Here is a 26,861-nt window from a genome sequence, read left to right as displayed (position 1 = left end):
ATGCGTGCGCTCGCGGCGCTCGTTCTCGTGCTGTGGGCCGGCGCGGCCTGCGCCGACTGGCGCGGCGACGTGCCGTCCGCGAAACTCGTCGGAGAGGGCGAGTTCAGTGTGCTGGGCTTCCGGCTGTATCGCGCGCAGATGTGGAGCGAGCGGGTGCCGGTCGACGACGGCGCGCGTTTTGCGCTTCACATCGTCTACACGCGCAGCATCAAACGCGAGCGGCTGGTGGACACGGGCGTCGGCGAAATCAAACGGCTCGCGCCTGCGCCGATTCCGGAAGACACGCTCGCGCGCTGGCGTGCCGACATGACGCAGGCGTTCGTGGACGTGGCGCCGGGCGATCAGCTGAGCGCGATCTATCTGCCGGACAAGGGTGTGCGGTTTTACGCCGGCGAGCGCATGACCGGCGAGTTCGACGACCCCGCTTTTGCGCGGGCGTTTTTCGGCATCTGGCTCGATCCGTCGACGCGCGCGCCGACGTTGCGCAAGCAACTACTCGGCGTTGCTCAGTGACGCTCGTGGGTGGGGTTCGATGCCCTGCGCACTGGGTTGTCCCGTCGGGACGGCCGGAGCGCCAGCCTTGCGCGCCACGTTTTTGACCTGCGCATCGATAAACGCAGTCGTATCCGCGAGTACCGGCGCGAAGCCGCGCAGCGGCCCTGCGATCGCGCCCACCAGCATCGCGTGGCCGACGCGCGGGTAATGTTTGACTTCCACCACCTTGTCGCCCGACGCGCGCAGTTTCGCCGCGAGCCGGTCGGTGTTGCCGGGGTCGACCGTGGTATCGCGCTGACCCGCGGCGAGGAACATCGGCGGCTCGTTGCCCGACACGAAGTTGATCGGCTGGCTCGCTGCGCGCCACGCGGGCGGAAAGATTTCTTCGAGCGTCGCGTCCTGCAGCGGCAGGAAATCGTAAGGGCCGGCAAGGCCGATCACACCGCTAATATCGCTTTTGCTCATCTGCTGCGCGGCGAGATAGCGGCTGTCGGTCGCCAGCATCATCACGATGTGCGCGCCTGCCGAATGACCCATCAGAAAGATTCGCGAGGGATCACCGCCGAATTCGGCGGCGTGATCGCGCGCCCAGCGCACCGCTGAAGCCGCATCGTCGACGAAGCCGGGAAAGCCGGTGTCGGGCCAGGTCCGGTAGTCGGGCACAACGGCCACGAAGCCGCGCGAAGCGAGCGCCGCGCCGACGAACAGGTAGCTGCTGCGCGAACCGTTCTGCCAGCTGCCGCCATAGAAGAACACCACTACCGGGCGGCCATGCGGATCGGCGGACGGTGCGCGGGCGGCGGGCCGGTACACGTCGAGTTTCTGGCGCGGCGCGCTGCCGTAGGCGAGGCTGTCGTCGGCCTGGTAGCTCTTGTGCGAGACGGCGGCGTTCAGCACACCGGCGGCGCTGCAGCCGCCGAGCGCTGCGAGCGCGAGAGCGGCGGTCAGGGTGAAAAATCGTCGGGGCATGAAGGTCCGGTTCATCCGATTGGTCTGGTCGGAAGAATGTACGCGGCAAGCGGCCAAGCGGATGCAGCCGGGCCTTTGCGCGCCGGTTCGGGCGAGATGCGGCTTACGGCCAGATGCCCGCCACCTGCAGCAGCAACACCAGATTCAGCGCCAGCACGACCAGCGTGCCGAGCACCGCCGCCACCGTCGTCATACGGCGATTGCAGTAGCGGCCCATTAAATCGGCACGCGAGGTGAACCACACGAGTGCGATCATCGGCACGGGCAGCGCGATGCTGAGCAGGACTTGACTCAATACCAGCGCGCGCGTCGCATCCACGCCGCAGGCGACCACGGCGAAGGCCGGCGCCATCGTCACGAGGCGGCGCGCCCACACCGGAATGCGCATGCCGACGAAGCCCTGCATGATCATCTGTCCCGCCATCGTGCCGACGACGGAGCTCGAAATACCCGACGCGATCAGCGCAGCGAGAAACAGTCCCGCCGCGGCGCCCCCGAGCAGCGGCGTCAGCGTGCGCCATGCGGTCTCGATGCTGGCGATCTCGGGATGGCCGGCATGAAACGCGCTGGAAGCCGTGATGACCATCGCCATGTTGATCAGGCCGGCGACGCCCAGGGCGAGCACCACTTCGATATTCGAAAACCGCAGCAGCCGTTTGCGCTCGCCTTCGTTGCGCGGCGGCACGCGATTCTGCGTGAGACCGGAGTGCAGAAACAGCACATGCGGCATGACGGTCGCGCCGACGATGCCGACCGACAGCGTCAGCGCGTTGCTGTCGGGCAGACTCGGTTTAAGGGTATGCGCGATCACCGAAGGCCAATGCACCGGCGCAATCAGCAACTCGGCGAGATACGACAGCCCGATCACGCCGACGAGCGCCGCGATGGCGAGTTCGAGTGGCCGGAAGCCGCGCTTCTCGAACTGCAGCAGACCGTACGTGATGGCGGCGGTAATCAGCATGCTCGGCAGCATCGGTAGATGCGTGAGCAACGATACGCCGATCGAGCCGCCGACGAACTCGGCAAGATCGGTCGCCATCGCGGCGATCTCGCTGATCGCCCACATCGCCAGAACATAGCGACGCGGTAAAGCCGCGCGGCACAACTCGGCGAGATTGCGGCCGGTGACGAGGCCGAGTTTCGCCGAGAGCGCCTGAAACAGCATGGCCACCAGGTTGGCAATGGCGACGACCCACAGCAGCGTATAGCCGTAACCGGCGCCGGCCTGGATGTTGGTCGCGAAGTTGCCCGGGTCCATATACGCGATCGATGCCACGATCGCCGGGCCCGCGAACGGCAACATGGCTCGCAGGCCGCGGCGCTTTCCGGCCAGCGTCTCGTGGATATCGAAGCAGGTTTGCTCGGTGAGCGTCTGCGGAAGCACGGCCGGAATCGCTACATCGTTCATGTCCGCTCCAGTGGGTCGGCAAGGCGTACAGCGCGATACAGGGGAAGGGGAGGGCCGTCGGCTGGTCTATGCCACCACGCCATGGCCCGCCCATTGACGCTTCAGGCACTCATGTTCAGCGAGCCGTTCACGCCGTTCGGGAAGAAGCCACCCTTGGTCGCGGCCGAGCTCGTCAGGTACACGATGTTGAGCACGTTGCCGTAGCCGCGGCTGTAGGCGAGTCCATTGCTGTCGAGCGGCACGATGTTGGAGGTGCCGGCCGTCGCGCCCGTGATGCCCTGATCGTCGTGACCGTTCTGGTCGAGACTGTTACGCGCGGCGGAGATGGCGTTGGCCGCGGTCACGAGGCTCGTCATGTCGATCCCTTTCGAGTAGAGCACCGTGCGCACGAGACCGGCGTGATAGGCCTCGGCGGCCAGAATGCCGGCCGCTGCCTCGAGGAAGGTCTTGTTGCTGATGAGCGGCGACGCGCCCTTGTAGGCCGTCACGCCGACGTCTTCGAAGATATAAGCGCCGAGCAGAAAGTTGTTATCGCTCTCGTACGGATTGAACGCGACGCCCGCTCCGACCAGACCCGCCGCGCGCGCCGCATTCGAGAATGCGCCGTTCGGATTGGTCCCGCCGATGTCGATCGCGGGCATGGCCACCGCTGCCGATCCCAACGCGCTGCGCAGGAAGGCGACATGTTCGCGTTCGTCGTTGGCAATCTCGTTCGCGTAGGCCTTGACCACAGGATCCTGAAACGGCACTTGCGTACCGGGAACCACCGTGCCGACCGTGCCCACGCCCGACGTCATGCTCGCGGCCAGTCCCGCGCCGGTCGTCGCATACGTGTAGAACTGCGATTCCAGATACTCCAGGTTCAACGCGAAGTTCAGGATTTCCGCATCGGTGGGTGCGCTCGCAGCCGTCGCACTCGGACCCGATCCGCCGCCGCAGGCGCTGATCAACGTGCCCCCGACGAGGCCAAGGCCGAGTCCGCCGGCATTGCGAAAGAACTGTCTGCGTTGCAGGCGTCGTTCGACACGACGATCCAATGCATCGATAAGGGATGCAGATTGATTGCTCGACTCCGACATGGCTGTGCTCCTCAAATGGTTCGCTGCATATGCCGCGCATTCGCCGTGGCCTGCTGCCAAAACGCGGACGCAAAGAGACCCCGGTTCTTCGTCGAAGAACGAATGAATGATGGGAGAAGAATCGAGTCCTCAAGCGCCTTTACGGAGCGAATCTGCTGGCAGATGCATAGCATGCAAAAGATATCGATGTGCGAATGCAGCATGGCCTGGCACTCGCGCCTCGTCTTACGGACTGGCGTGGCTCGCGAAGGTGGCGCGGCGATCCTCTGTACAATTGGTCAGTCGATAGGCGGCATGCATGCTATCGACCACGACCCACAATCGACCCACAGCGCATTTCACGCGACCGAATTCATGGCCATTACCTACAAGACTCCCGACGACATTGCCAAACTGCGCATTTCCGGCCGCCTCGCGGCCGACGTTCTGGCGATGATCGGCGAGCACGTCAAGGCAGGTGTCTCCACCGACGAGCTCGACGCCCTGTGCAACGATTACATCGTCAATCATCAGAAGACCGTGCCGGCGAACGTTGGCTATCTGGGGTTCCCCAAGACCGTTTGCACCTCGGTCAACTCGGTGGTGTGTCATGGCATCCCGAACCGCGCCGAAGTCCTCAAGGACGGCGACATCATCAATATCGACGTGGCCATCATCAAGGACGGCTACTTCGGCGATACGAGCCGCATGTATTGCGTCGGCCAGCCGAGTGCGCTGGCGCAGCAACTGATCGACACCACCTACGAGGCGATGCTCGCCGGTATCCGCGAAGTAAAGCCGGGCGCGACGCTCGGCGACGTCGGTTATGCGATCCAGAAGATCGCGCAGCGCGACGGCTTTTCGATCGTGCGCGACTATTGCGGCCACGGCATCGGCAAGGTCTACCACGAAGAGCCGCAAGTGCTGCACTACGGCCAGCCGGGGCAGGGCGTGCGCCTGAAACCGGGCATGGTCTTCACCATCGAACCGATGATCAACGCGGGCCGTGCCAGCACCGCGGTGCAGCGCGACGGCTGGACGGTGGTGACCAAGGATCGCTCGCTGTCCGCGCAGTGGGAACACATGCTCGCCGTGACCGACGATGGCTACGAACTGCTGACACCCTGGCCGGACGGCACGGGCCGCTACGAGGCGCCTTGAACGGCGCTGCGAGAGGGCCTGGCGGATGCTCGTAGAGGCTGCCTCGCTATCGCGCCATCGGGTGCCGGGCGCGCGAAATGCTGGATGCTGTGTATCTGCGTCGTGCGTGGCCCGGATGACGTTACAATCCGGTCAATAATGATTTGACTCGCGCGCTGGTTCGGTTAAAGCTACGCCATAGAGTTTCAAGGGGTTTTCGTCTGCATGAGTCCGTCATTGACCGTTCGCCGCATCGCCGCTGATCAAGGCGCCGTTTTTCGCGAACTCCGCACTGCATCGTTGCGCGAGGCGCCCTACGCCTTCGGCGCCACGCTCGAAGACGCGTTGTCGGCGGACGCCGCCAGTTTCGACACCACCGCCGCCGAACACGCGGGGTCGTTGAATATCTCCACGTTCATCCTGTACACCGAGGGCCATCCTGCCGGCCTGATCGAAGCGCACTTCGACGCGAGCGAGGCACGCCGCGCATTCGTCGGGGAATTGTGGGTGGCGCCGGCCGTGCGGCATCTGCGAGGCGGCGAATTGCTGGTGGATACCGCCGGTGCCTGGCTGGCCGGTGAAGGGGCGATTGAAATCTACGCATGGGTGGCCGACGCCAACCGCAACGCCATGCGTTTCTACGAGGCGCTCGGCTTCGGTCCGACCGGCGAGCACCGGCGCGTGGCACGCGCACCCGAGCAGGCGGAAAGCCTTCTGGTGCGCCACGTGCCGAGTACTTCCCAAGTGTTTCAGCAGTGATCCCGCGAGCGGCGCAACAGTCGGCCGCTCGATTCCCATCTGCGTCTGTCCCGCGCCTGTTCGTTGCCTGTCCCGTGTCGATGCCGACTCCCGCTGAGAGGCCGGCTGGTCAGGTCGTGTGCATCACATCGTGGTCCGGTTGTTCGTGCGGCAACTCGCCGTTCCGGCAAAAAAACTGGCCGTGCGCGTGGACGCCTGTAAAATACGCAAAATTTTTTGCCGAACGCTATGTCGCCCAAGAAATCCCCTTTTTTCGAACTCCGCAGCGGCTCGGTCGACACGCTCCTGTTCGTGGTCAAAACCACCGACCTCGACGCGATGCGCGCTGAGCTCACGCGGCGCTTCGAGGCGACCCCCGAATTCTTCGCCAACGACGTCGTCGCAATCGACGTGCGGCGTCTGGCCGAGAACGAGCGCGTCTCGCTCGCCGAGATCGCCCAGTTGCTCGACAGCGTACGCATGCGTCCGGTCGGCGTGGTCGCGAACCCGCAGCAGGGCTGGGCCGCCGAATCCGCGCTACCGCTGCTCGAAGCACGCGACCGTCGTGGCGCCGCGGCAAAGAGCGCGGAAGAAGACCCCGCCGCGGCTGGCGCGAGTGCGGCGAATGCATCGGCCCCGGCTCCCGCGTCCCAACCCGCACCCGCCGACGACCTGTTCTCGAGCGCTGCCCTGGCAGCGGAAAGCACCAGCCCGGCAGCCGCCGAGCCTGCTTCAGCCGCTGAACCGGTGCGACTCGCGACCTCGTCGCAGACCATGGTGGTCGACAAGCCGCTGCGTTCCGGTCAGCGCATCTATGCCAAGGGCGATCTGGTCGTGCTCGGACTCGTGAGCTACGGCGCGGAAGTCATCGCGGAAGGCAACATCCATATTTATGCGCCACTGCGCGGGCGGGCTCTCGCTGGCGTGCTGGGCAATCACGACGCGCGCATTTTCTGCACGTGTCTCGAGCCGGAACTCATTTCGATCGCGGGCATCTACCGCACGACCGAGAACCCGCTGCCGGCCGACGTGCTCGGCAAGCCGGTGCAGATCTGGCTCGACGAAGAAAAGCTGATGATCGAACCGTTGCGGCTCACCTAGGCGTACAGAAGCGCGCGTCGTCCCGAACGCATCCGGCGCGCGGCGTTTCACTGCCGGCAAGACCGCAAATAACTGACGAAATTGACGAACACAAGGTAAGGGTAATGGCAAAAATCATTGTGGTGACTTCGGGCAAAGGTGGCGTGGGCAAGACGACCACGAGCGCGAGTTTTGCATCGGCCCTGGCGTTGCGGGGCAGCAAGACCGCCGTGATCGACTTCGACGTCGGCCTGCGTAACCTCGACCTCATCATGGGTTGCGAGCGTCGTGTGGTGTACGACCTGATCAACGTGATTCAGGGCGAAGCCAATCTGAACCAGGCGCTGATCAAGGACAAGAAGTGCGAGAACCTGTTCATCCTGCCGGCTTCGCAAACGCGTGACAAAGACGCGCTGACGCTCGAAGGCGTCGAGAAGATCATCAACGATCTGATCGCGATGGACTTCGAATACATCGTCTGCGATTCGCCCGCGGGTATCGAATCGGGCGCGCTGCTCGCCATGCATTTCGCCGACGAAGCGCTCATCGTGACGAACCCGGAAGTGTCGTCGGTACGCGACTCGGACCGTATTCTGGGCATCCTGTCGTCGAAGACCAAGCGCGCGATCGAAGGCAAGGAGCCGATCAAGGAACATCTGCTGATCACGCGCTACAACCCGAAGCGCGTCAGCGAAGGCGAAATGCTGTCGCTCACCGATATCCAGGAAATTTTGCGCATCGACCTGATCGGCGTGATTCCTGAGTCGGAAGCGGTGCTGCACGCATCGAATCAGGGCTTGCCGGCGGTGCATCTGGACGGCACCGACGTGGCTGAAGCGTACAAGGACGTCGTATCGCGTTTCCTCGGCGAGCAGAAATCGCTTCGCTTTACCGATTACCAGAAGCCCGGGCTGCTGCAGCGCCTCTTCGGCACCAAGTAAGGGGAGCGCACGTTATGTCGATTCTTTCGTTTTTGCTGGGCGAGAAGAAGAAGTCCGCGTCGGTAGCGAAGGAACGTTTGCAGTTGATCATTGCGCACGAGCGCGCCGGCGGTCATGCTCCTGCCGATTATCTGCCTGCGTTGCAACGCGAACTGGTGGCCGTGATTTCGAAGTACGTGAAGATTTCCGACGACGATATTCGCGTGAGTCTCGAGCGTCAGGACGATCTCGAAGTGCTCGAGGTCAAGATCGAAATACCGCAGGCCTGATGTGCGGTGACCGCGGCGCTTCGGGCGTCGCGGTGCGCTTCTACAAGCTGCGTTGCCCGCTCGAAACATCCCGTTGCACTTCGGCCGCCGCCGTTACACGCTCGCTGTCAGCGTTTTCGTCCTCTCGCGCATTGAACAGATACGCCGCATGCCGGTGTTTCTTCTCAGAGGACAACATGAACAAGACCTTTCGTTTGCTGCTCGCTAACGCAGTCGTGATCGCTGCCGGTGCGATGACCGTCGCATCGGCTTCGGCTGAAGTCGTCGTGATCGCTCCGTCGGCGCCGCCGCCGGTCCGCTATGAAGCGGCGCCCGCGCCGCGTGTCGGCTACGTCTGGGATCACGGCCACTGGCGCTGGGACCACGGCCGTTACGTGTGGGTCGCGGGGCACTGGCAGGCCGAACGTATCGGTCACCATTGGGTGCCGGGACACTGGGTCGAGCACGGCCCGAACTATCGCTGGATCGAAGGCCACTGGGCCTGATCGGGTGGAAGGGCCGCAGGGGTGGGCCGGCCTCGTTGGAGTCGCCGGCTCAATGGGCTCAATCGGCTCATCGAGCTCAACGAGCTCAACGGGCTCACGGACGTGAGCCCTCCTCCGGCTTTTTTTCTTCTACTTCGGCTGTGCCGGTTATCTCGGGCACCTCGGGCACTTCCGGCACCGGAGCAGGCGCCGGTTGTGGAAGCGGCGCCATGTAGCGAGCCGCCAGCGACTCATACAACGGCGGCGCAAACAGGCGCGCGACGCGACTCGCGATCAACGCGGTCGCCATCAGCGAAATGACCAGCGCGTGGCCGTCGATCATCTCCATCACGATGACGAACGACGTAATCGGCGATTGCGTGACCGCGGCCAGATAGCCGACCATCGCGAGCGCGATCAGCATCGGCAGTTGCATCGATCCGAACACCAGGTGCAACAGATTGCCGAAGCCCGCGCCAATCGACAGCGACGGCGCGAAAATCCCGCCCGGAATGCCCGGCAGGTACGAGCCGACCAGCGAGATCATCTTCAGAAACGGATAGAACACGGACAGCTGTTCGTGTCCGTCGAGCAATCCGCGCGCTTCGGCATAGCCGCTGCCGAAGGTCGTGCCGCCCGAGATCAACCCCACGATTGCGATGACGAAGCCGCACAGCGCGGCGAACACCACCGGCCGTTCGCCATGCAATTGCCGCAGCGGCGCCGGAATCCAGCGCGCGGTGTTCAGCAGCAACCAGCCGAAGATGCCGCCCGCGATGCCGGTGACGAGTGCCGTGAGCAGCACCGCCACCGCCAGCAGATCCGGAAAATGCGCGCCGATCTGAATCGTGCCGAAATAGGTGTAGTTGCCGTTCAAGCCGAGCGCGATGACGCCGGCGATGATGATCGCGGTAATCAGCACGCCGCTCGCGCGCGCTTCGAAGCTGCGCGTCAGTTCCTCGATGGCGAACACGATACCGGCGAGCGGCGTATTGAACGCCGCCGACAGACCGGCCGCCGCGCCGGCCAGCACCAGTTGCCGTTCGATCAGCGCGTTGGAGCGCGGGTAAAAGCGCCGCAGATTGAACATCAACGCCGCGCCGACCTGCACGGTCGGCCCTTCGCGACCGATCGTGAAGCCGCCCAGAATGGCCAGAAACGACACTGCGATCTTGCCGACCAGAATGCGCAGCGACAGCAGACGCGCGCCGTACTCGCCGGGCTTCGCATGAAGCGTCGCGATGACCTGCGGGATGCCGCTGCCCTCGGCGCCGCGAAAGAAGGTGCGCGTGAGCCAGACGGCCAGCGCGGCGACCGCTGGCGTGACGATCAACGGCGCCCACACGTGCCGTTGCTGCAAGGTGCGGAACTCGCCATAACCCCAGTCGATCAACCGCGCGTAGAGCACCGCAAGCAGACCCACCGCAATCGCGCCGAGCCAGAAGACGCCGTATTGCCGCCACAGACGACGGGCGCGGCGCATGATGGTTGGGGAGAACAGAGCGGTGGCTAGGGACATGATCGTCGGCGCGGGGACGGAGGTGCGATTATACGACCCACCCTAGCAGCAGTCTGGCGTGAAAGCATTCCGTCAATGGCGTGGCGAAAGGGACGCCGGAGCGTACCCTGTAACGCTCCGTATTGCCGCTCGGCCAGGGGCGCGGCCGGTTCCGGCAAAGAATTCCGGCCGGTCGGCTAAAATGCCCGGATGTTTGAATCAATCACAGGCCCTCAATGAAGCGCGTCCTTATCGTCAAGGTCACCTCACTCGGCGATATCGTGCAGGCGTTACCCGTCGTCGCCGATATCAAACGCGCTCATCCCGGCGTAGAAGTCGATTGGGCGGCCGACGAATCCTTCGCCGAGATGGTGCACTGGTGCCAGAACGTCGATCGCGTACTCTGTGCGCCGCTACGCCGGTTCAAGAAAGCACGCCGCTGGGCCGATTTCAAGGCGATCGCGGCCTCCATCGCCGAACTGCGTGCTTACCGTTACGACTACATCGTCGATATTCACGGCGTGTACAAGAGCGCGATCATCGCGTTCCTCGCGCGGTCGGCGAGACGCATCGGTTACCAGAATAAAGACCTCGGCGAGCGCGGTGCCGCTTTCGCCTACACCGGGCGCTTTGGTCCGCGTCCGCTGTGCAATGCGTGGCACGGCATGCGTATCAGTACCGGCGAAGCGCTCGGTTACGAGGTCGAAGGCCCGGCCGTCTACAACCTGCGTTTGCCCGAACCCGTCGAGCCGCCGTTTCCCGCGAACGGCGCGCCGGTTGCCGCGTTTTTCCATGCGACGTCGAAAGACGACAAGAAGTGGCCGCAAGCGCATTGGATCGCGGTCGGCCGCGAACTGGCCCAGCGCGGTTTTCATGTGGTGCTGCCGTGGGGTTCCGATGGCGAGCGGGCCGAAGCCGAACAGATTGCGGAGCAGGTGCCCGGCGCCACCGTGCTGCCGAAGCTGAGCGTGACGGAAATCGCGCAGATGATCGACGCGTGCGCGCTGGTAGTCGGCACCGATACGGGTTTCGTCCACCTCGCCCATGCGTTGCAGAAGCGCACCGTGATGATCTTCGTCGCGACTTCGCCGGATCATTGCGGAATTGAGTCGCCGTTCCGCTCCATTTCGATCGGCGATGGACGTTCGGTGCCGCCCGTCAGCGCCGCACTCGACGCGATCGACCATGTGCATGGCAAGCAGCCGGCGGTGGTTCTGCAAGACGGCTCTGCCGCGGCCTGAGCGGCACGGATCAAGGACGAATCGCGTCCGGATCGCGCCTGAATCAAGCCAGAATCGCGCGTCGATAAATTACACACCTGTTAAAACTGTCGCGATTCATTGAGGCAATACTTGCCGCAATGAACGCGGCATAGCGCCTGGGCGCGCTTGCGCTCACGCGCTTCGCCGACGTGGAGCGCGGCGTGTAACACAGTGGTGATGATCCCTTACAACTCGCAACGTTCGCGCGAGGCGCTGTCGTGTCCAATCGGGTCATTCGGGATTTCGCTCGAATGAACAATGAATCGATTGGAGAACACCATGAAACGTTTGATCCTCACCGTGCTGGCAGGCACGCTCCTCGCGACGGCGCTCGCCGGTTGCATCGTCGTGCCCGGCTACTACGGTGGCGGCGGTGGTTACTACGGCCACGGTGGCTACTACCGTTGATGGCGCGACGGCGCCGCTTCGACAGCTTCGCATGACGGCGAGCCGTCGACGCGCGCCGGACCCGGCGCGATCAGCTGAGCAGCGTTTCGACGGCGACGACGGCCGCGATGGCGGCCGCGTTCGAAGCCAGCGCTTCGACGACGACGCCGCGCCACGTCGCCGGACGGAACCGCCAGGCGAGCAGCAGCGAGCAGAGCAACGCCAGCGCAATGATCAGCACGATATCCGCGTTATGAAGATGAAGATTCATCTAAGCCTCCCTTCTCGCCATAGGGTGATATGAGCGGAGTATAGGCATATCAAAAACACGTGCAAAACGGGAAATCGATCCGGGAGCGTTGCGGCGCGCAGCGGCTCCCGTCGTGCGGTTTACATCAAACGCGTGTCCCGCGTTTCACGCATGCACAGCACGCCGATCATGCTGACCGCCGCGGCGATCGACACATACGCGCCGACCCACGGCAGCCCGCCGTGCGCGGCCAGCACCGAAGCGATATACGGCGCCACCGATGCGCCGAGAATCCCGCCCAGGTTGTACGACACACCGGCGCCCGTGTAGCGCACGTTGGTCGGAAACAGTTCCGGCAGCAGCGCGCCCATCGGCGCGAAGGTCACGCCCATCAGGAACAGTTCGATGACGAGGAACAGCAGCACTTGCGGCGTCTGACCGCTGCCGAGCAACGGCGCCATGGTAAAGCCCGACAGGATCGCCGCGACGATGCCGACGATCAGCACGGGCTTGCGGCCGTAGCGGTCGCTGGCCCATGCGGACACGGGCGTGGCGAGCGCCATGAAGACCACCGCGATACACAGCATGCCGAGGAACGTCGGCCGCGGAATGTGCAGCACCGAGACGCCATACGACAGTGAAAACGTCGTCGCGTTGTAGAACAGCGTGTAGCAGACCACCATCGCGAGCGCGCCGAGCAGCGTCGGCAGCCAGTGCTGCGAGAGCAGCGTGGCGATCGGCACCTTGACGCGTTCCTTGCGTTCAATCGCCGCGCGGAAGGCCGGCGTTTCGGCGATTTTCAGGCGCACGTAAAGGCCGAGCGCGACCAGGACCGCGCTGACCAGGAACGGCACGCGCCAGCCCCAGCTGCGGAACTGCTCGTCGCTCAGCGATACCGCGAGCGCGAAGAACAGACCGTTCGACGCGAGGAAGCCGATCGACGGTCCAAGTTGCGGAAACATGCCGAACCAGCCGCGTTTGCCGGCGGGCGCATTTTCGGTGGCGAGCAGCGCGGCGCCGCCCCATTCGCCGCCGAGGCCGATGCCCTGGCCGAAGCGCAGGACGCACAGCAGGATCGGCGCCAGGCTGCCGATCGAGTCGTAGCCCGGCACGAAGCCGATCAGGGTGGTCGAGACGCCCATCACGAGTAGCGAAGCGACCAGCGTCGATTTGCGACCGATGCGATCGCCGAAGTGACCGAACAGAAACGAGCCGATGGGCCGCGCGACGAACGCGATGCCGAATGTGACGAAGGCCGACAAGGCTTGCGCGGTGGCCGAGCCATGCGGGAAAAAGACCGGGCCGATGACTAGCGCGGCGGCGGTGGCGTAGACGTAGAAATCGTAGAACTCGATCGCGGTGCCGATGAAGCTCGCGAAGATGATGCGCGCGCTACTGTTCTGCCCGGCCGCATTGGGCGGGGCGGCGGAAAACGACGACGTGGACATGCAGGGTCTCCGATAGGGTGTGATGCCGTCGGGCGGCGCGCAGGTTGATGTACAGGTTGATGTGCAGGTTGACGTGCACGCTGTACCGGTCGCCGCGGCATCTTTGTTCAGTTTCGTTCGACGGGAGTTGCAGACTGCTTGCCGTCCCGGGACGATTCGACAGCTTACAACGGCCGCCGGCCACGTTAGCGCGCGAAAGTGGCCATACCAGGGGAATAACCAGGTGATGGCCGAACGCGGGTTCAGGACGTGTCGCGGTTGCAGCGCGCAATCGCGCGAGCGCGCATGCAACGTTGGTATGGGTTCGAACGTCGGGCGGCGCGCGCATTGCGCATTGGGCAGGCGGCCGCTCGCGGATGGCGAGGCGGTGCTGCGATCGGCGCCGTGCCGCGCCGGCGGGTGTGCGGGCGGCTCGAGCCATGCCGGAAGATTCCGGCGCAAGGAATCTGAAAATTATAACGAGCGCGGGCTTCGCGCGGCAAGGCGTTGCTGATGGCGCTCGGAGGTTCTTTGCTGGCGCAGGCGATCTGATTACGGCTCGCTTACGCGACTACGCGACCACGCGATTACGCGATTACGCGATTACGCGATTACGCGATTACGCGATTACGCGATTACGCGATTACGCGAGTCAGTCGATGGTCTGCGCTTGCGGCGACGCGAATTCGCGCAACTGAAATTTGCCGTCGTCATTGAACAGCCAGTCTTCGAAAAGTTCGAGCTGGCCGCGGCCGTTCAGCAGTTTGCCGGGTGGTTGCGGCAGCGGCGCGGCACGTCGCAACGTGGCGAGCGCGGTGCTTTCGGCTTCGTCGTCGCCGTTGGTGCGATAGACCGCCGACTGCAGCACACGCCCGCTGTGATCGACTGTGAAGGTCACGACGACCAGCGAACGCAGCATCGCTTGCGGCGTTCCGCGCAACACGTAGGACGGATTGCGTTCGATGATGCGGCGGGCGACGGCTTCGCGGTATTGATCGAGCGTCGCGCTGTTGATGGCAGCCGCTGGAGTACTCGTGGTCGAGTGCGGTGGCGGAGTGAAGGTGCAGCCTGCAAGGCTGATAGCGAGCGCTGCTGCCAATACGTAAGCAACGCGATGTCGTGTGAGACGAACCCGATGACGCGTGCGGATAAGCATGGTCGCTACCGTTCAGCACGAAGACAGAGTGTTCTCAATGGTAGCGAAAAAGCACCGCGATGCAATGCGCGTTCACCCGCGCATGCGTGCGTGTAAGACTTGGAAATATGAGCGCAATTGTCTTCTGCGCAAACCTGCCTACACTGGGATGGCCTCTTTCGGGAGGCATCGGTGGAAGTCTTTCATTCAGCCCGCTTCGTGCGGGCTTTTTTTTATTCCGGGTGGGGACGTGTATAGACCACCCCCCTCCCCACAAAAAAAGCGAACGCCTGAACAGCGTCCGCTTTTTCTCAACTGCCACGTCGGGACGAGGTCCTGACACAACCCCACCCGCGCAGCATCCCATCACCTCACCGCAACCCGTCCCGCGCCGCCTTCACCGCCGCCAGCACCTGTTCCGGTGCCGTGCCACCCGGATGATTGCGGCTCGCCACCGACCCTTCCAGCGTCAGATACGAGAACACATCCTCGCCGATCAACTGCGCGACATTCGGCAATTCCTTGCGCATTTCCTCGAGCGACAGATCGGCGAGATCGCAACCGCGGTCCGCGCAAACACGCACCGCCAACGCCACCGCTTCATGCGCATCGCGGAACGGCAAGCCGCGCTTGACGAGATAGTCGGCCAGATCGGTTGCCGTCGAAAAACCTTGCAGCGCAGCGTCGCGCATCGCTTGCGGCTTCACCGAAATACCCGCCACCATTTCCGCGAAAATCCGCAGCGTGTCGGCCACCGTGTCGACGGTGTCGAACAGCGGTTCCTTGTCTTCCTGATTGTCCTTGTTGTACGCGAGCGGCTGGCCTTTCATCAACGTCAGCAGCGCGATCAGATGACCGTTCACACGGCCCGTCTTGCCGCGCGCGAGTTCGGGGACGTCCGGGTTCTTCTTCTGCGGCATGATCGACGAACCTGTGCAGAAGCGGTCGGCCAGATCGATAAAGCCGACCCGCGGGCTCATCCACAACACGAGTTCTTCGGAGAAGCGCGACACGTGCGTCATGATCAATGCCGACGCCGCCGTGAATTCGATTGCAAAGTCGCGGTCGGACACGGCATCCAGCGAGTTCGCGCAAATCCCGTCGAAGCCGAGCGTCTTCGCCACGGCATGACGGTCGATCGGATAGCTGGTGCCGGCCAGCGCAGCCGCGCCGAGCGGCAGCCGGTTCACGCGCTTGCGGCAATCGATCATGCGCTCGGCGTCGCGCGAAAACATCTCGACGTAAGCCAGCAGATGATGACCGAAGGTCACCGGCTGCGCGACCTGCAAATGCGTGAAGCCCGGCATGATGGTCGACGCGTTCTTCTCCGCCATGTCGAGCAGCGCGGTGCGCAGCTCGGTCAGCAGTCCGCCGATCCGGTCGATCTCGCCACGCAGCCACAGACGGATATCGGTGGCGACCTGGTCGTTGCGCGAGCGGCCGGTGTGCAGGCGCTTGCCGGCGTCGCCGATCAGCGCGGTCAAACGCGCTTCGATATTCAGGTGGACGTCTTCCAGATCGAGTTGCCACTCGAACTCGCCACGCTCGATTTCACCCTTGATCTGCGCCATACCGCGTTCGATGGCGGCGAGGTCGTCGGCGGCGATGATCTTTTGCGCGGCCAGCATGGCGGCGTGCGCAAGCGACCCTTCGATATCGACGAGCGCCAGACGCTTGTCGAAGAAAACCGACGACGTGTAGCGTTTGACGAGCTCCGACATCGGCTCCGAGAAACGAGCCGACCAGGCTTCGCCTTTTTTGTGCAGTTGGGACGTCATGGTGTTGGGCAGTGTGAGCGGTGAAGAGGCGACCGGCGTGAGTAGGCGTCGAAGCCATCGCGTGACAACCACGAGGCGGCGCGCCGCGCCGAAACAAGGAAAGACCGGGATTTTAACACCGGCGGCCAGCACGTCAGGACCCCAGCACGCGAGCATGCAGGCCGCCCGGCGTTCATTGCCGCACGAGCACCACCAGTTTCAGATCCTCACGATGCGCGGGCTTGAACGTGATCTGATCGAAAACCAGCCGCCCGTCACGCGGATGCAGGAATTCGCGTCGTCCGCCTTCGCGCTCGCCGACGTCCTGCGAAGCCCAGAAGCGCGCGAACGCGTCGCTGGCGGCGCTGAGCGAGTCGATCAGCGCGCGGGTGGGCGCATCGTTCAGATGACGGATCGAGTCGGCGCGGAATTCGGCGGCGAGGCGTCGGGCGCGCGTTTCCCAGTCGAAAATCAGTTCGCGCGCGGCCGGCTCGGTGAACGTAAAGCGCAGCAGATTGCGGTCGTGCGTGCCGTCCAGCCAGCCGACGAACAGTTCGGCCGCGCGGCTATTCCAGGCCAGCGCATTCCATTGACGATCGAGCACGTAAGCGGGGGCATCCACGAGCTGCACGGTTTCGAGCAGGGTGGCGGGCGCGTCCGCGGCGCTGGGATCGGGCTCGGCCGGATCGCGCTGCGCAGCCAGTTCGAACAGATACGCGCGCTCGGCACGCGACAATTGCAGCGCCACGGCAATCCGCGCCAACGCGTCGGCCGACGCCGACACCGGCCGGCCCTGCTCGATCCACGTGTACCAGGTCGGGCTGACGCCGCACAGTTGCGCGACTTCTTCGCGCCGCAAACCCGGCGTGCGGCGGCGCGGGCCGGGCGGCAGGCCGACCGCCTGCGGCGACAGCCGCTCGCGATGCGCCCGGATGAAGTCGCCGAGCGCGCGGGCGGGCGTGGCATCTAGCGGCGGCGGAAGATCGGCGGTGGACGGCGTGGTCATGCTGGACGGATGGGGCGTGCGGAAAAGGTGGCGTGGGAGCGGGGTGCTATTCATACCAGAATAATTGCTTAACTTGTACTGGTACCCGGCGGGCTCTATTGTAGCGGCTGAAACGGCGTAACGCCCTTTCGGCGCGGCCTTGGAGCCATCCGTGTGCGCCGGTCCGCGCGAATTTACCCCGATCCGAACTCACAACTATCCAACGGAGTCCCCATGAAGCATCACGATCAGGTCGCCGACGCCTTCGGCTCGACCGCCGCGGCTTATCTGACGAGTCCGACCCACGCGAGCGGCGCCGATCTGCGTACGCTGGCGGAGTCGATCGCCACGACGCCGGATGCCCGGGTGCTGGACATGGGCTGCGGCGCTGGGCACGCCAGTTTTGCGGTGGCGCCGCATGCGCGGGAAGTGGTCGCGTACGACATCGCGGCGCCGATGCTGGCGACGGTCGACGGCGCAGCAAGGGAGCGCGGTCTCGCGAATATCCGCACGCAGCAGGGCGCCGCCGAAACGCTGCCGTTCGACGACGCTTCGTTCGACTGGGTGATCAGCCGGATGAGCGCGCATCACTGGCACGACGTGCCGCTCGCGCTGGCCGAAGTGCGGCGCGTGCTCAAACCGGGCGGCAAAGTGTTGTTCATCGATATCGCCGGTATCGATCATCCGTTGCTCGACACGCATATTCAGGCAATCGAGATTCTGCGCGACGGCTCGCACATCCGCGATTACCGCGCCGACGAATGGCTGACGCTCTTCGAAGCCGCGGGTTTCCAGGCGTCGATTCGCGAGCGCTGGCGCATCGATATCGAGTTCGCGTCCTGGGTGGCGCGCATGCGCACACCGGCGGTACGGGTCGACGCAATCCGTTCGCTGTGGGCCGGCTCGCCCGATGAAGTGCGTCAATACTTCGACGTGCAACAGGACGGTTCTTTCAAGCTCGACGCGTTGATGGTCGAGGCCAGCTAGCCGCAGTCAGATGCACAGGTCGCGCGAGCGCGCGACCTGATGCCACACCCCAGGCATCCCAAAAAATACGGTGCATCGACGCGTGATACGCTGCGGATCGCTAAGTCATTCCGCAGACCCCTCATGCGCAATCTCGTTTTTGTACTGGTCACGACGGCAGCCGCGGTCACGGCTTCGAGCGTACCGTGCAGCGTATCGGCGCAAACCGACCGCGACTTTTACAGGCAGCGCAACACGACCTTGCCGCGCGCCATTTCATCCGATCCGATGACCTTGCCGTTCGCTACGCAGCGCATGGACACGGGCACGGCGCTCGGCTCGACCGTCAATATGTCGCGCGAGGCGCGACGCGACTACAACGCGCGCATGCAGACCGAAAGCGACGAGCGCGACAAACAGCTCGAAGCGCGCCGCGATCCGCCGCTCAAATTCAACATGCCGAAGCCGGAAATGCCGAAGCCGAACGCGGTGGATTGACCGGCGTTCGGCTTCGTTTCCTCAGGCGGCTAAACGCGGCGACTTAGCCCGTATTGCGCAACCCCGCCGCAATCCCGTTGATGCTCAAATGAATCCCACGGCGCACGCGCGCATTGGTATCGCCGGCACGGTGCCGCTTGAGCAGTTCGACCTGCAGGTGATTCAGCGGATCGAGATACGGAAAGCGATTCTTGATCGAGCGGGCGAGCAGCGGATTCTCCGCGAGCCGGTCCGCCTTGCCGGTAATCTCCGACAGCACCTTCGACGTGCGCTCCCATTCGCCGACGATCCGCTCGAACACGTGCTTGCGCAGCTTCTTGTCGGACACCAGTTGCGCGTAGCGTGAGGCGACGGCGAGGTCGGTCTTCGCCAGCACCATGTCCATGTTGGACAGCAGCGTCGAGAAGAACGGCCAGGTCTTGTGCATTTTCTTGAGCAGGCCGAGACGGCGCTGACGCTCGGCATCGCTCGGTGCACTGTCCAGATGCGCGGCGACCGCGCTGCCGAATCCGTACCAGCCGGTCAGCAGCAGCCGGCATTGGCCCCACGAGAAACCCCACGGAATCGCGCGCAGGTCTTCGATCTTGCGTTGTTTCGGGTCCTGCAGCTTGCGCGACGCAGGCCGGCTGCCGATGTTCAGTTCGGCGATCTCCGAGATCGGCGTCGACTCGAAGAAATACTCCTTGAAGCCCGGCGTTTCGTAGACCAGCGCGCGATACGACGCCATCGCCGCATCGGACAGTTCCTGCATGGTCGTCTCGAACACGGGCAATTGCGCGGGCGCCGTGCCTTGCGGCAGCAACGACGCTTCGAGCGTGGCGGCGACCACCGTCTCCAGATTGCGGCGGCCGATGTCCGGATTGCCGAACTTGCTGGCGATCACTTCGCCCTGCTCGGTCAGACGGATCTGCCCGTCGACGGTGCCAGGCGGCTGCGACAGAATCGCCTGATAGGTCGGGCCGCCGCCGCGGCCGACCGTGCCGCCGCGTCCATGGAACAGCCGCAGCGTGATGCCGCGCTCGTTGAACAGCGACACCAGCGCGAGTTCGGCGCGATACAACTCCCAGTTCGACGTAAGAAAACCGCCGTCCTTATTGCTGTCCGAATAGCCGAGCATGACTTCCTGCTCGTTGCCCTGATGTTCGATCAGGCTGTCCACGCCGGGCAGCGCCATCAGATCGCGCATGATGACCGGCGCGTTGCGCAAGTCGGGAATCGTCTCGAACAGCGGAATCACCATCAGGCCGGCTTGCGCCGGGTCGTTGGCGTCGCCCAGACGGCCGTGCAGCAGACCGGTTTCCTTCTGCAGCAACATGACTTCGACCAGATCGCTTACGGTTTCCGTGTGCGAAATGATGTAGTTGCGCACCGCGCGCGCACCGAATTTCTCGCGCGTCACGCGGGCCTGTTCGAGCACGCCGAGTTCGCTTTTTACGAGATCGGAATATTCCACGTAAGGCAGACGCAGCGGACGTGGCTGCGCCAGTTCGGCCTGCAGCAACGTGAGTTTGTCGGCTTCGGAGAGCGCCGCGTAATCGGACTCGACGCCGGCGCGTGCGAACAGTTCGGCGATCACCGCTTCGTGAATGTCCGAACTCTGGCGCAGGTCGATGCTCGCCAGATGGAAGCCGAACACTTCGGCGGCGCGCGCGAGCGGCGACAGCCTCGGTGCGGCGAGCGGCGCGCCATGGTGTTCGGCGAGCGAGTCGATCAGCACGTGCAGGTCGCGCACGAAGTCGGCGGCGTCGTCGTACGGAATTGCGCGAATGGGCGCGGCGCCGCGGCCGGCGCTGCGCAACGGCACGCTGCCTTCGCCGAGCCGCACGCGGGCGCTCGCCGCGAGGCGCGTGTACATGCCGATCAGCGCGCGGCGGTACGGCTCGTCGGTGCGATGCGGCGACTGGTCGGGCGACGCGTCGGCGAGCGCCTTGAGCGCGTCGTTGGCGCCGGCCAGCAGGTTCGACACCGACAGTTCGGCGCCCAGCTTGTGCACCTGCTCCATATAGTGCTCGAAGATCACCGCCGCCTGACGCGTGATTGCGTGTTCGAGTGTCTCGGCCGACACGTTCGGATTACCGTCGCGGTCCCCGCCGATCCAGCTGCCCATCTGGAAGAACGCCGGCAGACGCGCGGCGAGGCCGTGTTCGCTGAGCGCTTCTTCGATATCGGCATACAGCGCGGGGATTTCTTCGAGGAACGTGGTGCGGTAGTACGACAGTGCATTTTCGATTTCATCGGCGACCGACAGACGCGAGTCGCGCAACATGCGCGTTTGCCACAGCGACGTGACGCGGGCGCGCAGCATCGCCTCGTTGTGCGCGCGTTCGCGGTCGGTCAATTGCTGGTCGCGTTCGGCGAGCAGACGCGCGACGTCGTGCTGCGCGTCGAGAATGCTCTTGCGCTGCACTTCGGTGGGATGCGCGGTCAGCACCGGCACGATCAGCGCGTTGTTGAAGAACTGCTGCAGCGCCGGCGTAGCGGCGGCGCCCGCTTCGACGAGCCGTTCGAGCGCGTGCGCAATGGTGCCCGGTTGCGACGTCGAGCCCGCCAATGCATGAATACGGTGACGACGGTTACGGTGGCGGTCTTCCGCGATATTCGCGAGATGCGAGAAGTAGCTGAATGCGCGCACCACGCTCACCGTTTGCTCGGGGCTCAGCGAACGCAGCTTCTTGTCGAGCGTCTGGGCGGCGGCGCTGTCGTCTTCGCGGCGAAAGCGCACGGCGTTCTGGCGGATCGTTTCGACGATCTCGAACACCGCGTCGCCTTCCTGTTCGCGCAGCACGTCGCCGAGCAGGCGTCCCAGATAGCGGATGTCCTGAAACAGCGGATGATCCTTGTCTTCGCGCGTGCGGTTGCCGCTCGGCGGCGTAACGGCGGCATCCTGCTGCTTCGAGGCGGATTTGAGCTTCGGGCTTCCGGCTTCGCCCCTGGCCGATTTCGGCGGCCGTGCGCCGTTGGTGGCTTGCGCCTTGTTCTTCTTGCCGCCCTTCGGCGCCTTGGGTTCTTTCGCGGATACCGCGGCCTTCGTGGCCTTATCGGCTTTCGCGGCTTTCGATGCTTTGGCGGCCTTCACGGATTTCGTGGGCTGTTCGACGATGGCCGGCTGGGTAGCACTGGCGGGTGTGGAGGCGGCTTCGGCCTTCGAAGCGTTGAGCGAAGCAGTGTTGCGGCGGGCAGGGCGCGCCGGTCCGGAAGACGTCACGATGGGTTTCCTCAGGGAAGCCAGGGTCAGTAGAGTAATGAACTGCGACTGCGGGACTACACGTGAATGACAAACGTGAACTGCAGATGCGGACTACACCGATGGCGCTACGCTGGAGAGAATGGCCGCCTGCCGTCGCGACCGACGCCCGCGTGCGTGACAAAGCCTGTCTCCTCCATCGGCATCGCGCCCGGCGCGGCGCCCGCCATGCCTTGCGACAGGGGGTGCACGAAGGGGCGCGTGCTAACATTGATTGCTATTACATTCCCGTCATTCGATCAGCAAGCTAATGAACCACGAGACGTTTTCGACGCCACCCCACACGCTTGTGATTGCGTCGCGAGAAAGCCGCCTTGCCATGTGGCAAGCCGAGCATGTGCAAGGTGCGCTGCACAAATTATATCCATCTTGTGACGTAAAAATCCTTGGAATGACGACACGTGGCGATCAAATTCTCGATCGCACTTTGTCGAAGGTCGGCGGCAAGGGCCTGTTCGTCAAGGAACTGGAAGCCGCCCTGGCCGACGGCCGCGCCGATCTTGCGGTGCACTCGCTCAAGGACGTGCCGATGGAATTGCCCGCCGGCTTTGCGCTGTCCACCATCATGGAACGTGAAGATCCGCGCGATGCACTGGTGTCGTCGCAATACGATTCGCTGGCCGCACTGCCCGCCGGTGCGGTGGTCGGCACCTCGAGCCTGCGCCGCGAAGCCATGATCCGCATGCGCTATCCGCATCTCGTCGTGCGGCCGTTGCGCGGCAATCTGGATACGCGTCTGGGCAAACTCGATCGCGGCGATTATGCGGCGATCATTCTCGCGGCGGCGGGCCTCAAACGTCTGGGTCTCGGCGAGCGGATCCGCGCGCTGCTCGATCCCGAAGACAGCCTGCCGGCTGCTGGCCAGGGCGCGCTCGGCATCGAGATTCGCGCCGATCGTCCAGACCTGGCGGCATGGCTCGCGCCGCTGCATCACGAGCACACGGCGGCTGCGGTCGAAGCGGAGCGCATGGTGTCGCGCTCGCTCGGCGGCAGTTGCGAAGTGCCGCTCGCGGCCTATGCGACGTGGCATGACGGCGCGCTGCATCTGCGCGGCATCGTCGCGACGCCCGACGGTCAGCGCGTGTTGAGCGCGCAGGCATCCTCACCGGCGCCTACGGTCGAACACGCGCTTGCGCTGGGCCAGCAAGTGGCTCGCGAACTCGAACAGCAAGGCGCGATGGAGATCGTGCGCGCGCTCAGCACGGCGAGCGGCCCCGCCAACGACGCGGCGACCGGCGAGTGATGGCGGCGACGACTTCAAATACTCCAGGCAATGCCGCGTTCACGGTCGTCATTACACGACCGGTCGGTCAATCGAACCAGCTCATCGCGCAACTGGCCGCGGCCGGCATCGCCACCCTTGAATTTCCGCTGATCGATATAGCGCCCGTCATCGACGAAGCGCCGTTGCGCGCCGCTCTGGCTTCGCTGGAACGTTATGCGCTGGTGGTGTTCGTCTCGCCGAACGCCGTCGATCACGCGTTCAACCGGAGCGACGCCATCTGGCCGCATGCGCTGCCGGTCGGCGTGGTCGGGCCGGGCAGCGTGCAGGCGCTCGCGCGCCACGGCGTGACGTCGCCGGCGCACACGGTGATCAGCCCGCGCGCCGGCATCGACGACGACTCCGCGAGCTTCGACTCCGAAGGCCTGTTCGCCGCCATCGACGCGACGCTCGGTGCGGCGAGCCTGAGCGGCAAGCGCGTGCTGATCGTGCGCGGCGACGGCGGGCGCGAGTGGCTGGCCGAGCGTCTGCGCGAAGCCGGCGCCGAAGTCGACACGGTTGCGGCGTACCGGCGTCTCGTGCCGGAGCCGTCGATCGGCGGCTGGGCGCGCGTCCATGCGCTGCTCGCGGGCGAGCCGCATGCCTGGTTGCTGACCAGTTCCGAAGGCGTGCGCAATCTGCACGAGCTTGCCCTCGAGCATCTCACTGGCGACGAACTTGTCGAACTCAAGCGCGCCACACTCGTCACGCCGCATCCCCGAATCGCGCAGACCGCGCGGGCATTGGGTTTTGATAGGATGACGGTGTCCGGCGCGGGCGACGAGCGCATAGCCCGCGCTCTCCTTGCCGCCGTGCCTCCCGTTGTTCCACCGGTACCGTCCAACCCGGCTCAATCACGCATGACTGAAACGAATTCATCCACGAACGCCTCGCCACAGCCGGCCGCAAGCTCCGCTTCGCCGCCGAATCAACCGCGTAATCAACCCTTCACGCCCTACGAAGCGCAAAAGCGCCGCAGCGCGAGCGGACCGCTGCTGTGGTTGGTCGTCGTGGTGATCGCCGTCGTGGTGGGCGGCGGCGGCTTCGCCCTCAATCGCAAGCTGACGCAGACCGAGCAGCAACTCACGCAGCGCCAGCAAGCCAACGATACGCAAACCAACGAACTGCGCATCAAGACCGACCAGGCGATGGCGACGGTGCATCAGTCCGACTCGCAGGTCGCGCAACTCGAAGGCAAGCTCGCCGATTCGCAGGCCGCGCAACAGGCGCTGCAACAGCAGTACGCCGATCTCGCGCGCAATCGCGACGACTGGACCATGGCCGAAGTCGGGCAGATGCTGTCGGCGGCCAGCCAGCAATTGCAACTCACCGGCAACACCCAGCTTGCGCTGTTCGCGCTGCAAAGCGCGGATACGCGCCTCGCCGCATCGGACAGCCCGCAGGCCGTGGCCGTGCGCAAAGCCATCGCGCAGGACATCGACAAGCTGAAGGCCGCGCCTTCCACCGATCTGACGGGTCTGGCCATCAAGCTCGACAACGCGATCGATCACGTCGACACGCTGCCGCTCGCCGGCGAAGCGCCGATCGCGCATGCCACGCCGAAGGCCGCGACATGGGCCGACACGGCCAAGGTGGCCGCCGCCACCGGCGAGCCGCGCTGGCAAGTGTGGTGGCGTGAAGTCACGAGCGGTATCGGCCAGCAGTTGACGAGCCTCGTGCAGGTGCGCCGTGTCGATCACGCGGATGCCATGCTCGTCGCGCCGGATCAGGGCTACTTCGTGCGCGAGAACGTGAAGCTGCGGTTGTTGTCCGCGCGGCTCGCGCTGCTGTCGCGCAACCAGACCACGCTGAAGTCCGATCTGCAGGCCGCGCAAACGGCGTTGGGCCGCTACTTCGACAATGCGTCCAAGCTGACGCAGACGGAGATCGATCTGGTCAAGCAGGTGGATGAGGGCTCGGCCGCGGTCGAGTTGCCGAATCTGAGTACGAGCCTGCAGGCCGTCAATCAATACCGGAATCGAGGCTAATCATGGCGATCCGGGGACTTCTATGGCTCGCGTTGCTGTTCGCTGTCGCGGTGGTGCTGGCGGTGGTCGGGCGCTTCGACATGGGGCAGGTGCTGCTGGTGTATCCGCCGTACCGCGTCGATATTTCGTTGAATCTGTTCGTGGTTGGATTGGTGGTGCTGTTCATCCTGCTGTATGCGTTGTTGCGCATCGCCCGCAATATCTGGCGCATGCCGCAGCGGGTGTCCGCGTATCGCGCGCGCTCGCGGGTCGCGAAGGCCCATGCGGCGTTGCGGGATGCGATCGGCAATCTGTATGCGGGGCGTTTTTCGCGTGCGGAGAAGGCGGCGAAGGATTCGCTTGCGAATGGTGATAACAAGGGCGCGGCCGGGTTGATTGCGGCTGCGGCGGCGCACCGGATGCACGAGTATGCGCGGCGCGATGAGTGGCTTGCGCAGATTACCGAACCGGACTGGCAGGATGCGCGTTTGATGGCGACCGCCGATATGCGCGCGGACGGTCGCGATGCGGATGGCGCGCTCGCTGCTTTGACCGAGATGCAGTCGCAGGGCGCGCGGCGGATTCACGCGCAGCAGATCACGTTGCGCGCGCAGCAGCAGTTGAAGAACTGGGGCGAAGTGCTCAAGCTCGTTAAGACGCTGGAGAAGCGTGAGGCGATTCATCCGGCCGTGGCGGTGCGGTTGCGTCAACTGGCGGCAGAGAATCTGTTGCGCGATCGTAGGCATAACGCCGATGCGTTGCTGGCGCTGTGGCATTCGCTGACGCCGACCGAGCGGCACTCGCCGCGTCTCGCCGATCTCGCCGCGGAGTTGCTGGTGGGACTGAGCCGGCCGCAGGACGCGCGCAAGATCGTCGAGGATGCGCTGGCTCAGAATTGGGATGCGCGGCTGTTGAGGCGGTATCCGGATACGGCTGCAGGCGACGCGTTGCCGTTGATTCAGAAGGCCGAGGCCTGGCAGAAGGATCGACCGGAAGATGCGGATTTGATGTTTGCCTTAGGCCGGCTGTGTTTGCATCAGCAGTTGTGGGGGAAGGCGCAGTCTTTCCTCGAGCGGGCGCTGAAGCTTGCTGATAACGAGACTTTGAAGATTCGGTCGCATCGGGCACTGGCTAGATTGCATGAGCAGTTGGGGGATGCGGAAAAGGCTAGTCAGCATTATCGGGAAAGTGCGCTGGCTATGAATGTGGTTTGAGGGTTTTTTGTTTTTTGCTTTTTTGATTTTTGTTTTTCGTGTTCTGTTTTCTGTGATGGATGGCCGCGGCGGGTGCTGCGGCCATTTTTTTTATTGTCTTTTGCACGGGTGCGGTTGTTGGGTGGATTGGTGAGTTAGTGGGGTGATGCTGGGGCTTCCTGCGCGGGAGTTGTTGCTCTCTTGGATGCTTCGGCTAATAGCTCGGTTGCGTGCCGCGCGGTGATGCGGGTTTGCGGAATGCCCTTTGCGTCGAGTGCGATTACCTGCAATAACTCGCGGTCGCATTCGAGCGATTCCTGGTATTGCTCTGCTGTGTCAGCTAGGGAAGGTCTGCAAAAGTCCTGGCGTTGACGTAAGTGTGAACTATCCTGGAAGAGGGATAGTTAAGGGGAATGCTGATGACGCAACTGGGCCTTGGGTTGGACCTGTCAACGAAGCGCACGCGCAA

24 protein-coding genes and 1 pseudogene are annotated in these 26,861 nt (G+C 64.2%); 14 read left to right on the top strand and 11 right to left on the bottom strand.

All coding sequences use genetic code 11. The features are described from left to right. Window positions 1–513, top strand: a complete 513-nt coding sequence (locus tag FQ746_RS21360; RefSeq protein WP_144111665.1) for a chalcone isomerase family protein — start codon at window positions 1–3, stop codon at window positions 511–513. Here the strand turns inward: FQ746_RS21360 and FQ746_RS21355 are convergent. The 3 genes from FQ746_RS21355 to FQ746_RS21345 all read right to left on the bottom strand — a co-directional run bounded on the left by FQ746_RS21355 (window position 493) and on the right by FQ746_RS21345 (window position 3,951). Further along, a complete protein-coding gene (locus FQ746_RS21355; RefSeq protein ID WP_144111644.1) occupies window positions 493–1,464 on the bottom strand; it encodes an alpha/beta hydrolase in 972 nt (323 codons plus the stop codon). The two genes, FQ746_RS21360 and FQ746_RS21355, sit on opposite strands and share 21 nt — an antisense overlap. 103 nt (window positions 1,465–1,567) lie before the next feature. Beyond that, window positions 1,568–2,872, bottom strand: coding sequence for an Nramp family divalent metal transporter (locus FQ746_RS21350; protein ID WP_144111643.1), 1,305 nt, complete (start codon window positions 2,870–2,872; stop codon window positions 1,568–1,570). A 101-nt stretch (window positions 2,873–2,973) separates the two neighbouring features. Beyond that, complete coding sequence (locus FQ746_RS21345; protein WP_144111642.1) at window positions 2,974–3,951, bottom strand: ferritin-like domain-containing protein; 978 nt, start codon at window positions 3,949–3,951, stop codon at window positions 2,974–2,976. A gap of 354 nt (window positions 3,952–4,305) precedes the next feature. On the opposite strand from FQ746_RS21345, the gene map reads away from it, so the two are divergent. From map to FQ746_RS21315, 6 genes are all read left to right on the top strand, one after another. Beyond that, window positions 4,306–5,091 carry a type I methionyl aminopeptidase gene (gene map / locus FQ746_RS21340; RefSeq protein ID WP_144111664.1) on the top strand — a complete coding sequence of 262 codons (786 nt, stop codon included), beginning with the start codon at window positions 4,306–4,308 and terminating at the stop codon, window positions 5,089–5,091. Window positions 5,092–5,295: 204 nt separating this feature from the next. Then, window positions 5,296–5,829: a GNAT family N-acetyltransferase gene (locus FQ746_RS21335; protein WP_144111641.1), complete on the top strand. Its 534-nt coding sequence runs from the start codon at window positions 5,296–5,298 to the stop codon at window positions 5,827–5,829. 228 nt (window positions 5,830–6,057) lie between these two features. Continuing rightward, window positions 6,058–6,909: a septum site-determining protein MinC gene (gene minC, locus FQ746_RS21330; RefSeq protein ID WP_144111640.1), complete on the top strand. Its 852-nt coding sequence runs from the start codon at window positions 6,058–6,060 to the stop codon at window positions 6,907–6,909. A gap of 104 nt (window positions 6,910–7,013) precedes the next feature. Beyond that, window positions 7,014–7,829: a septum site-determining protein MinD gene (minD, locus tag FQ746_RS21325; RefSeq protein WP_144111639.1), complete on the top strand. Its 816-nt coding sequence runs from the start codon at window positions 7,014–7,016 to the stop codon at window positions 7,827–7,829. 14 nt (window positions 7,830–7,843) lie between these two features. Beyond that, a complete protein-coding gene (minE, locus tag FQ746_RS21320) occupies window positions 7,844–8,098 on the top strand; it encodes a cell division topological specificity factor MinE (RefSeq protein WP_008922443.1) in 255 nt (84 codons plus the stop codon). Window positions 8,099–8,274: 176 nt separating this feature from the next. Further along, window positions 8,275–8,583 carry a YXWGXW repeat-containing protein gene (locus FQ746_RS21315; protein WP_144111638.1) on the top strand — a complete coding sequence of 103 codons (309 nt, stop codon included), beginning with the start codon at window positions 8,275–8,277 and terminating at the stop codon, window positions 8,581–8,583. Window positions 8,584–8,677: 94 nt separating this feature from the next. On the opposite strand, the gene FQ746_RS21310 is transcribed toward FQ746_RS21315, so the two are convergent. Further along, window positions 8,678–10,081 (bottom strand): chloride channel protein, encoded by a 1,404-nt coding sequence (locus tag FQ746_RS21310; RefSeq protein WP_144111637.1) that lies wholly within the window; start codon window positions 10,079–10,081, stop codon window positions 8,678–8,680. Window positions 10,082–10,296: 215 nt separating this feature from the next. Here FQ746_RS21310 and waaC point away from each other — a divergent pair, with 215 nt between their 5' ends. After that, window positions 10,297–11,301, top strand: a complete 1,005-nt coding sequence (waaC, locus tag FQ746_RS21305; protein ID WP_144111636.1) for a lipopolysaccharide heptosyltransferase I — start codon at window positions 10,297–10,299, stop codon at window positions 11,299–11,301. 300 nt (window positions 11,302–11,601) lie between these two features. After that, a complete protein-coding gene (locus tag FQ746_RS35270) occupies window positions 11,602–11,730 on the top strand; it encodes a hypothetical protein (protein WP_260854122.1) in 129 nt (42 codons plus the stop codon). 70 nt (window positions 11,731–11,800) lie between these two features. Here FQ746_RS35270 and FQ746_RS21300 read toward each other — a convergent pair whose 3' ends face one another. The 5 genes from FQ746_RS21300 to FQ746_RS21280 form a co-directional block, all read right to left on the bottom strand. Then, window positions 11,801–11,980: a hypothetical protein gene (locus FQ746_RS21300; protein ID WP_144111635.1), complete on the bottom strand. Its 180-nt coding sequence runs from the start codon at window positions 11,978–11,980 to the stop codon at window positions 11,801–11,803. 119 nt (window positions 11,981–12,099) lie between these two features. Next, a complete protein-coding gene (locus FQ746_RS21295; protein ID WP_144111634.1) occupies window positions 12,100–13,407 on the bottom strand; it encodes an MFS transporter in 1,308 nt (435 codons plus the stop codon). Between the two features lie 631 nt (window positions 13,408–14,038). Next, window positions 14,039–14,542, bottom strand: coding sequence for an energy transducer TonB (locus tag FQ746_RS21290; protein ID WP_144111633.1), 504 nt, complete (start codon window positions 14,540–14,542; stop codon window positions 14,039–14,041). Between the two features lie 350 nt (window positions 14,543–14,892). Beyond that, window positions 14,893–16,299 carry an argininosuccinate lyase gene (gene argH, locus FQ746_RS21285; protein WP_144111632.1) on the bottom strand — a complete coding sequence of 469 codons (1,407 nt, stop codon included), beginning with the start codon at window positions 16,297–16,299 and terminating at the stop codon, window positions 14,893–14,895. 172 nt (window positions 16,300–16,471) lie between these two features. After that, on the bottom strand, window positions 16,472–17,284 hold the full coding sequence (locus FQ746_RS21280; protein ID WP_144111663.1) for a helix-turn-helix transcriptional regulator: 813 nt from the start codon (window positions 17,282–17,284) through the stop codon (window positions 16,472–16,474). A gap of 213 nt (window positions 17,285–17,497) precedes the next feature. On the opposite strand from FQ746_RS21280, the gene FQ746_RS21275 reads away from it, so the two are divergent. Next, on the top strand, window positions 17,498–18,250 hold the full coding sequence (locus FQ746_RS21275) for a class I SAM-dependent methyltransferase (RefSeq protein WP_144111631.1): 753 nt from the start codon (window positions 17,498–17,500) through the stop codon (window positions 18,248–18,250). A 123-nt stretch (window positions 18,251–18,373) separates the two neighbouring features. Next, window positions 18,374–18,727, top strand: a complete 354-nt coding sequence (locus tag FQ746_RS21270) for a hypothetical protein (protein ID WP_144111630.1) — start codon at window positions 18,374–18,376, stop codon at window positions 18,725–18,727. A gap of 43 nt (window positions 18,728–18,770) precedes the next feature. On the opposite strand, the gene ppc is transcribed toward FQ746_RS21270, so the two are convergent. Beyond that, a complete protein-coding gene (gene ppc, locus FQ746_RS21265) occupies window positions 18,771–21,932 on the bottom strand; it encodes a phosphoenolpyruvate carboxylase (RefSeq protein ID WP_144111629.1) in 3,162 nt (1,053 codons plus the stop codon). A gap of 289 nt (window positions 21,933–22,221) precedes the next feature. On the opposite strand from ppc, the gene hemC reads away from it, so the two are divergent. The 3 genes from hemC to FQ746_RS21250 are packed head-to-tail and all read left to right on the top strand — an operon-like array spanning window position 22,222 to window position 26,413. After that, window positions 22,222–23,214, top strand: coding sequence for a hydroxymethylbilane synthase (gene hemC / locus FQ746_RS21260; RefSeq protein ID WP_144111628.1), 993 nt, complete (start codon window positions 22,222–22,224; stop codon window positions 23,212–23,214). Next, complete coding sequence (gene hemDX, locus FQ746_RS21255) at window positions 23,214–25,220, top strand: fused uroporphyrinogen-III synthase HemD/membrane protein HemX (RefSeq protein ID WP_144111627.1); 2,007 nt, start codon at window positions 23,214–23,216, stop codon at window positions 25,218–25,220. The genes hemC and hemDX overlap by 1 nt, the downstream gene beginning before the upstream one ends. A gap of 2 nt (window positions 25,221–25,222) precedes the next feature. After that, window positions 25,223–26,413 carry a heme biosynthesis protein HemY gene (locus tag FQ746_RS21250; protein ID WP_144111626.1) on the top strand — a complete coding sequence of 397 codons (1,191 nt, stop codon included), beginning with the start codon at window positions 25,223–25,225 and terminating at the stop codon, window positions 26,411–26,413. 134 nt (window positions 26,414–26,547) lie between these two features. On the opposite strand, the pseudogene FQ746_RS35265 reads toward FQ746_RS21250, so the two are convergent. Beyond that, window positions 26,548–26,766, bottom strand: a pseudogene (locus tag FQ746_RS35265) (hypothetical protein); the annotation flags it as partial. Between the last annotated feature and the right edge of the window lie 95 nt (window positions 26,767–26,861).

Origin of the sequence: Paraburkholderia sp. BCC1886 (genome assembly GCF_900996245.1) — a bacterium.
Taxonomy (GTDB): Bacteria; Pseudomonadota; Gammaproteobacteria; order Burkholderiales; family Burkholderiaceae; genus Paraburkholderia.
This window is presented reverse-complemented; position numbering and strand designations above follow the sequence as displayed.

Excerpts from the sequence above, each read along its gene's own strand:
- FQ746_RS21360 (WP_144111665.1), top strand. The coding sequence starts at position 1 with ATGCGTGCGCTCGCGGCGCTCGTTCTCGTGCTGTGGGCCGGCGCGGCC.
- FQ746_RS21355 (WP_144111644.1), bottom strand. The coding sequence starts at position 1,464 with ATGCCCCGACGATTTTTCACCCTGACCGCCGCTCTCGCGCTCGCAGCG.
- FQ746_RS21350 (WP_144111643.1), bottom strand. The coding sequence starts at position 2,872 with ATGAACGATGTAGCGATTCCGGCCGTGCTTCCGCAGACGCTCACCGAG.
- FQ746_RS21345 (WP_144111642.1), bottom strand. The coding sequence starts at position 3,951 with ATGTCGGAGTCGAGCAATCAATCTGCATCCCTTATCGATGCATTGGAT.
- map (WP_144111664.1), top strand. The coding sequence starts at position 4,306 with ATGGCCATTACCTACAAGACTCCCGACGACATTGCCAAACTGCGCATT.
- FQ746_RS21335 (WP_144111641.1), top strand. The coding sequence starts at position 5,296 with ATGAGTCCGTCATTGACCGTTCGCCGCATCGCCGCTGATCAAGGCGCC.
- minC (WP_144111640.1), top strand. The coding sequence starts at position 6,058 with ATGTCGCCCAAGAAATCCCCTTTTTTCGAACTCCGCAGCGGCTCGGTC.
- minD (WP_144111639.1), top strand. The coding sequence starts at position 7,014 with ATGGCAAAAATCATTGTGGTGACTTCGGGCAAAGGTGGCGTGGGCAAG.
- minE (WP_008922443.1), top strand. The coding sequence starts at position 7,844 with ATGTCGATTCTTTCGTTTTTGCTGGGCGAGAAGAAGAAGTCCGCGTCG.
- FQ746_RS21315 (WP_144111638.1), top strand. The coding sequence starts at position 8,275 with ATGAACAAGACCTTTCGTTTGCTGCTCGCTAACGCAGTCGTGATCGCT.
- FQ746_RS21310 (WP_144111637.1), bottom strand. The coding sequence starts at position 10,081 with ATGTCCCTAGCCACCGCTCTGTTCTCCCCAACCATCATGCGCCGCGCC.
- waaC (WP_144111636.1), top strand. The coding sequence starts at position 10,297 with ATGAAGCGCGTCCTTATCGTCAAGGTCACCTCACTCGGCGATATCGTG.
- FQ746_RS35270 (WP_260854122.1), top strand. The coding sequence starts at position 11,602 with ATGAAACGTTTGATCCTCACCGTGCTGGCAGGCACGCTCCTCGCGACG.
- FQ746_RS21300 (WP_144111635.1), bottom strand. The coding sequence starts at position 11,980 with ATGAATCTTCATCTTCATAACGCGGATATCGTGCTGATCATTGCGCTG.
- FQ746_RS21295 (WP_144111634.1), bottom strand. The coding sequence starts at position 13,407 with ATGTCCACGTCGTCGTTTTCCGCCGCCCCGCCCAATGCGGCCGGGCAG.
- FQ746_RS21290 (WP_144111633.1), bottom strand. The coding sequence starts at position 14,542 with ATGCTTATCCGCACGCGTCATCGGGTTCGTCTCACACGACATCGCGTT.
- argH (WP_144111632.1), bottom strand. The coding sequence starts at position 16,299 with ATGACGTCCCAACTGCACAAAAAAGGCGAAGCCTGGTCGGCTCGTTTC.
- FQ746_RS21280 (WP_144111663.1), bottom strand. The coding sequence starts at position 17,284 with ATGACCACGCCGTCCACCGCCGATCTTCCGCCGCCGCTAGATGCCACG.
- FQ746_RS21275 (WP_144111631.1), top strand. The coding sequence starts at position 17,498 with ATGAAGCATCACGATCAGGTCGCCGACGCCTTCGGCTCGACCGCCGCG.
- FQ746_RS21270 (WP_144111630.1), top strand. The coding sequence starts at position 18,374 with ATGCGCAATCTCGTTTTTGTACTGGTCACGACGGCAGCCGCGGTCACG.
- hemC (WP_144111628.1), top strand. The coding sequence starts at position 22,222 with ATGAACCACGAGACGTTTTCGACGCCACCCCACACGCTTGTGATTGCG.
- hemDX (WP_144111627.1), top strand. The coding sequence starts at position 23,214 with ATGGCGGCGACGACTTCAAATACTCCAGGCAATGCCGCGTTCACGGTC.
- FQ746_RS21250 (WP_144111626.1), top strand. The coding sequence starts at position 25,223 with ATGGCGATCCGGGGACTTCTATGGCTCGCGTTGCTGTTCGCTGTCGCG.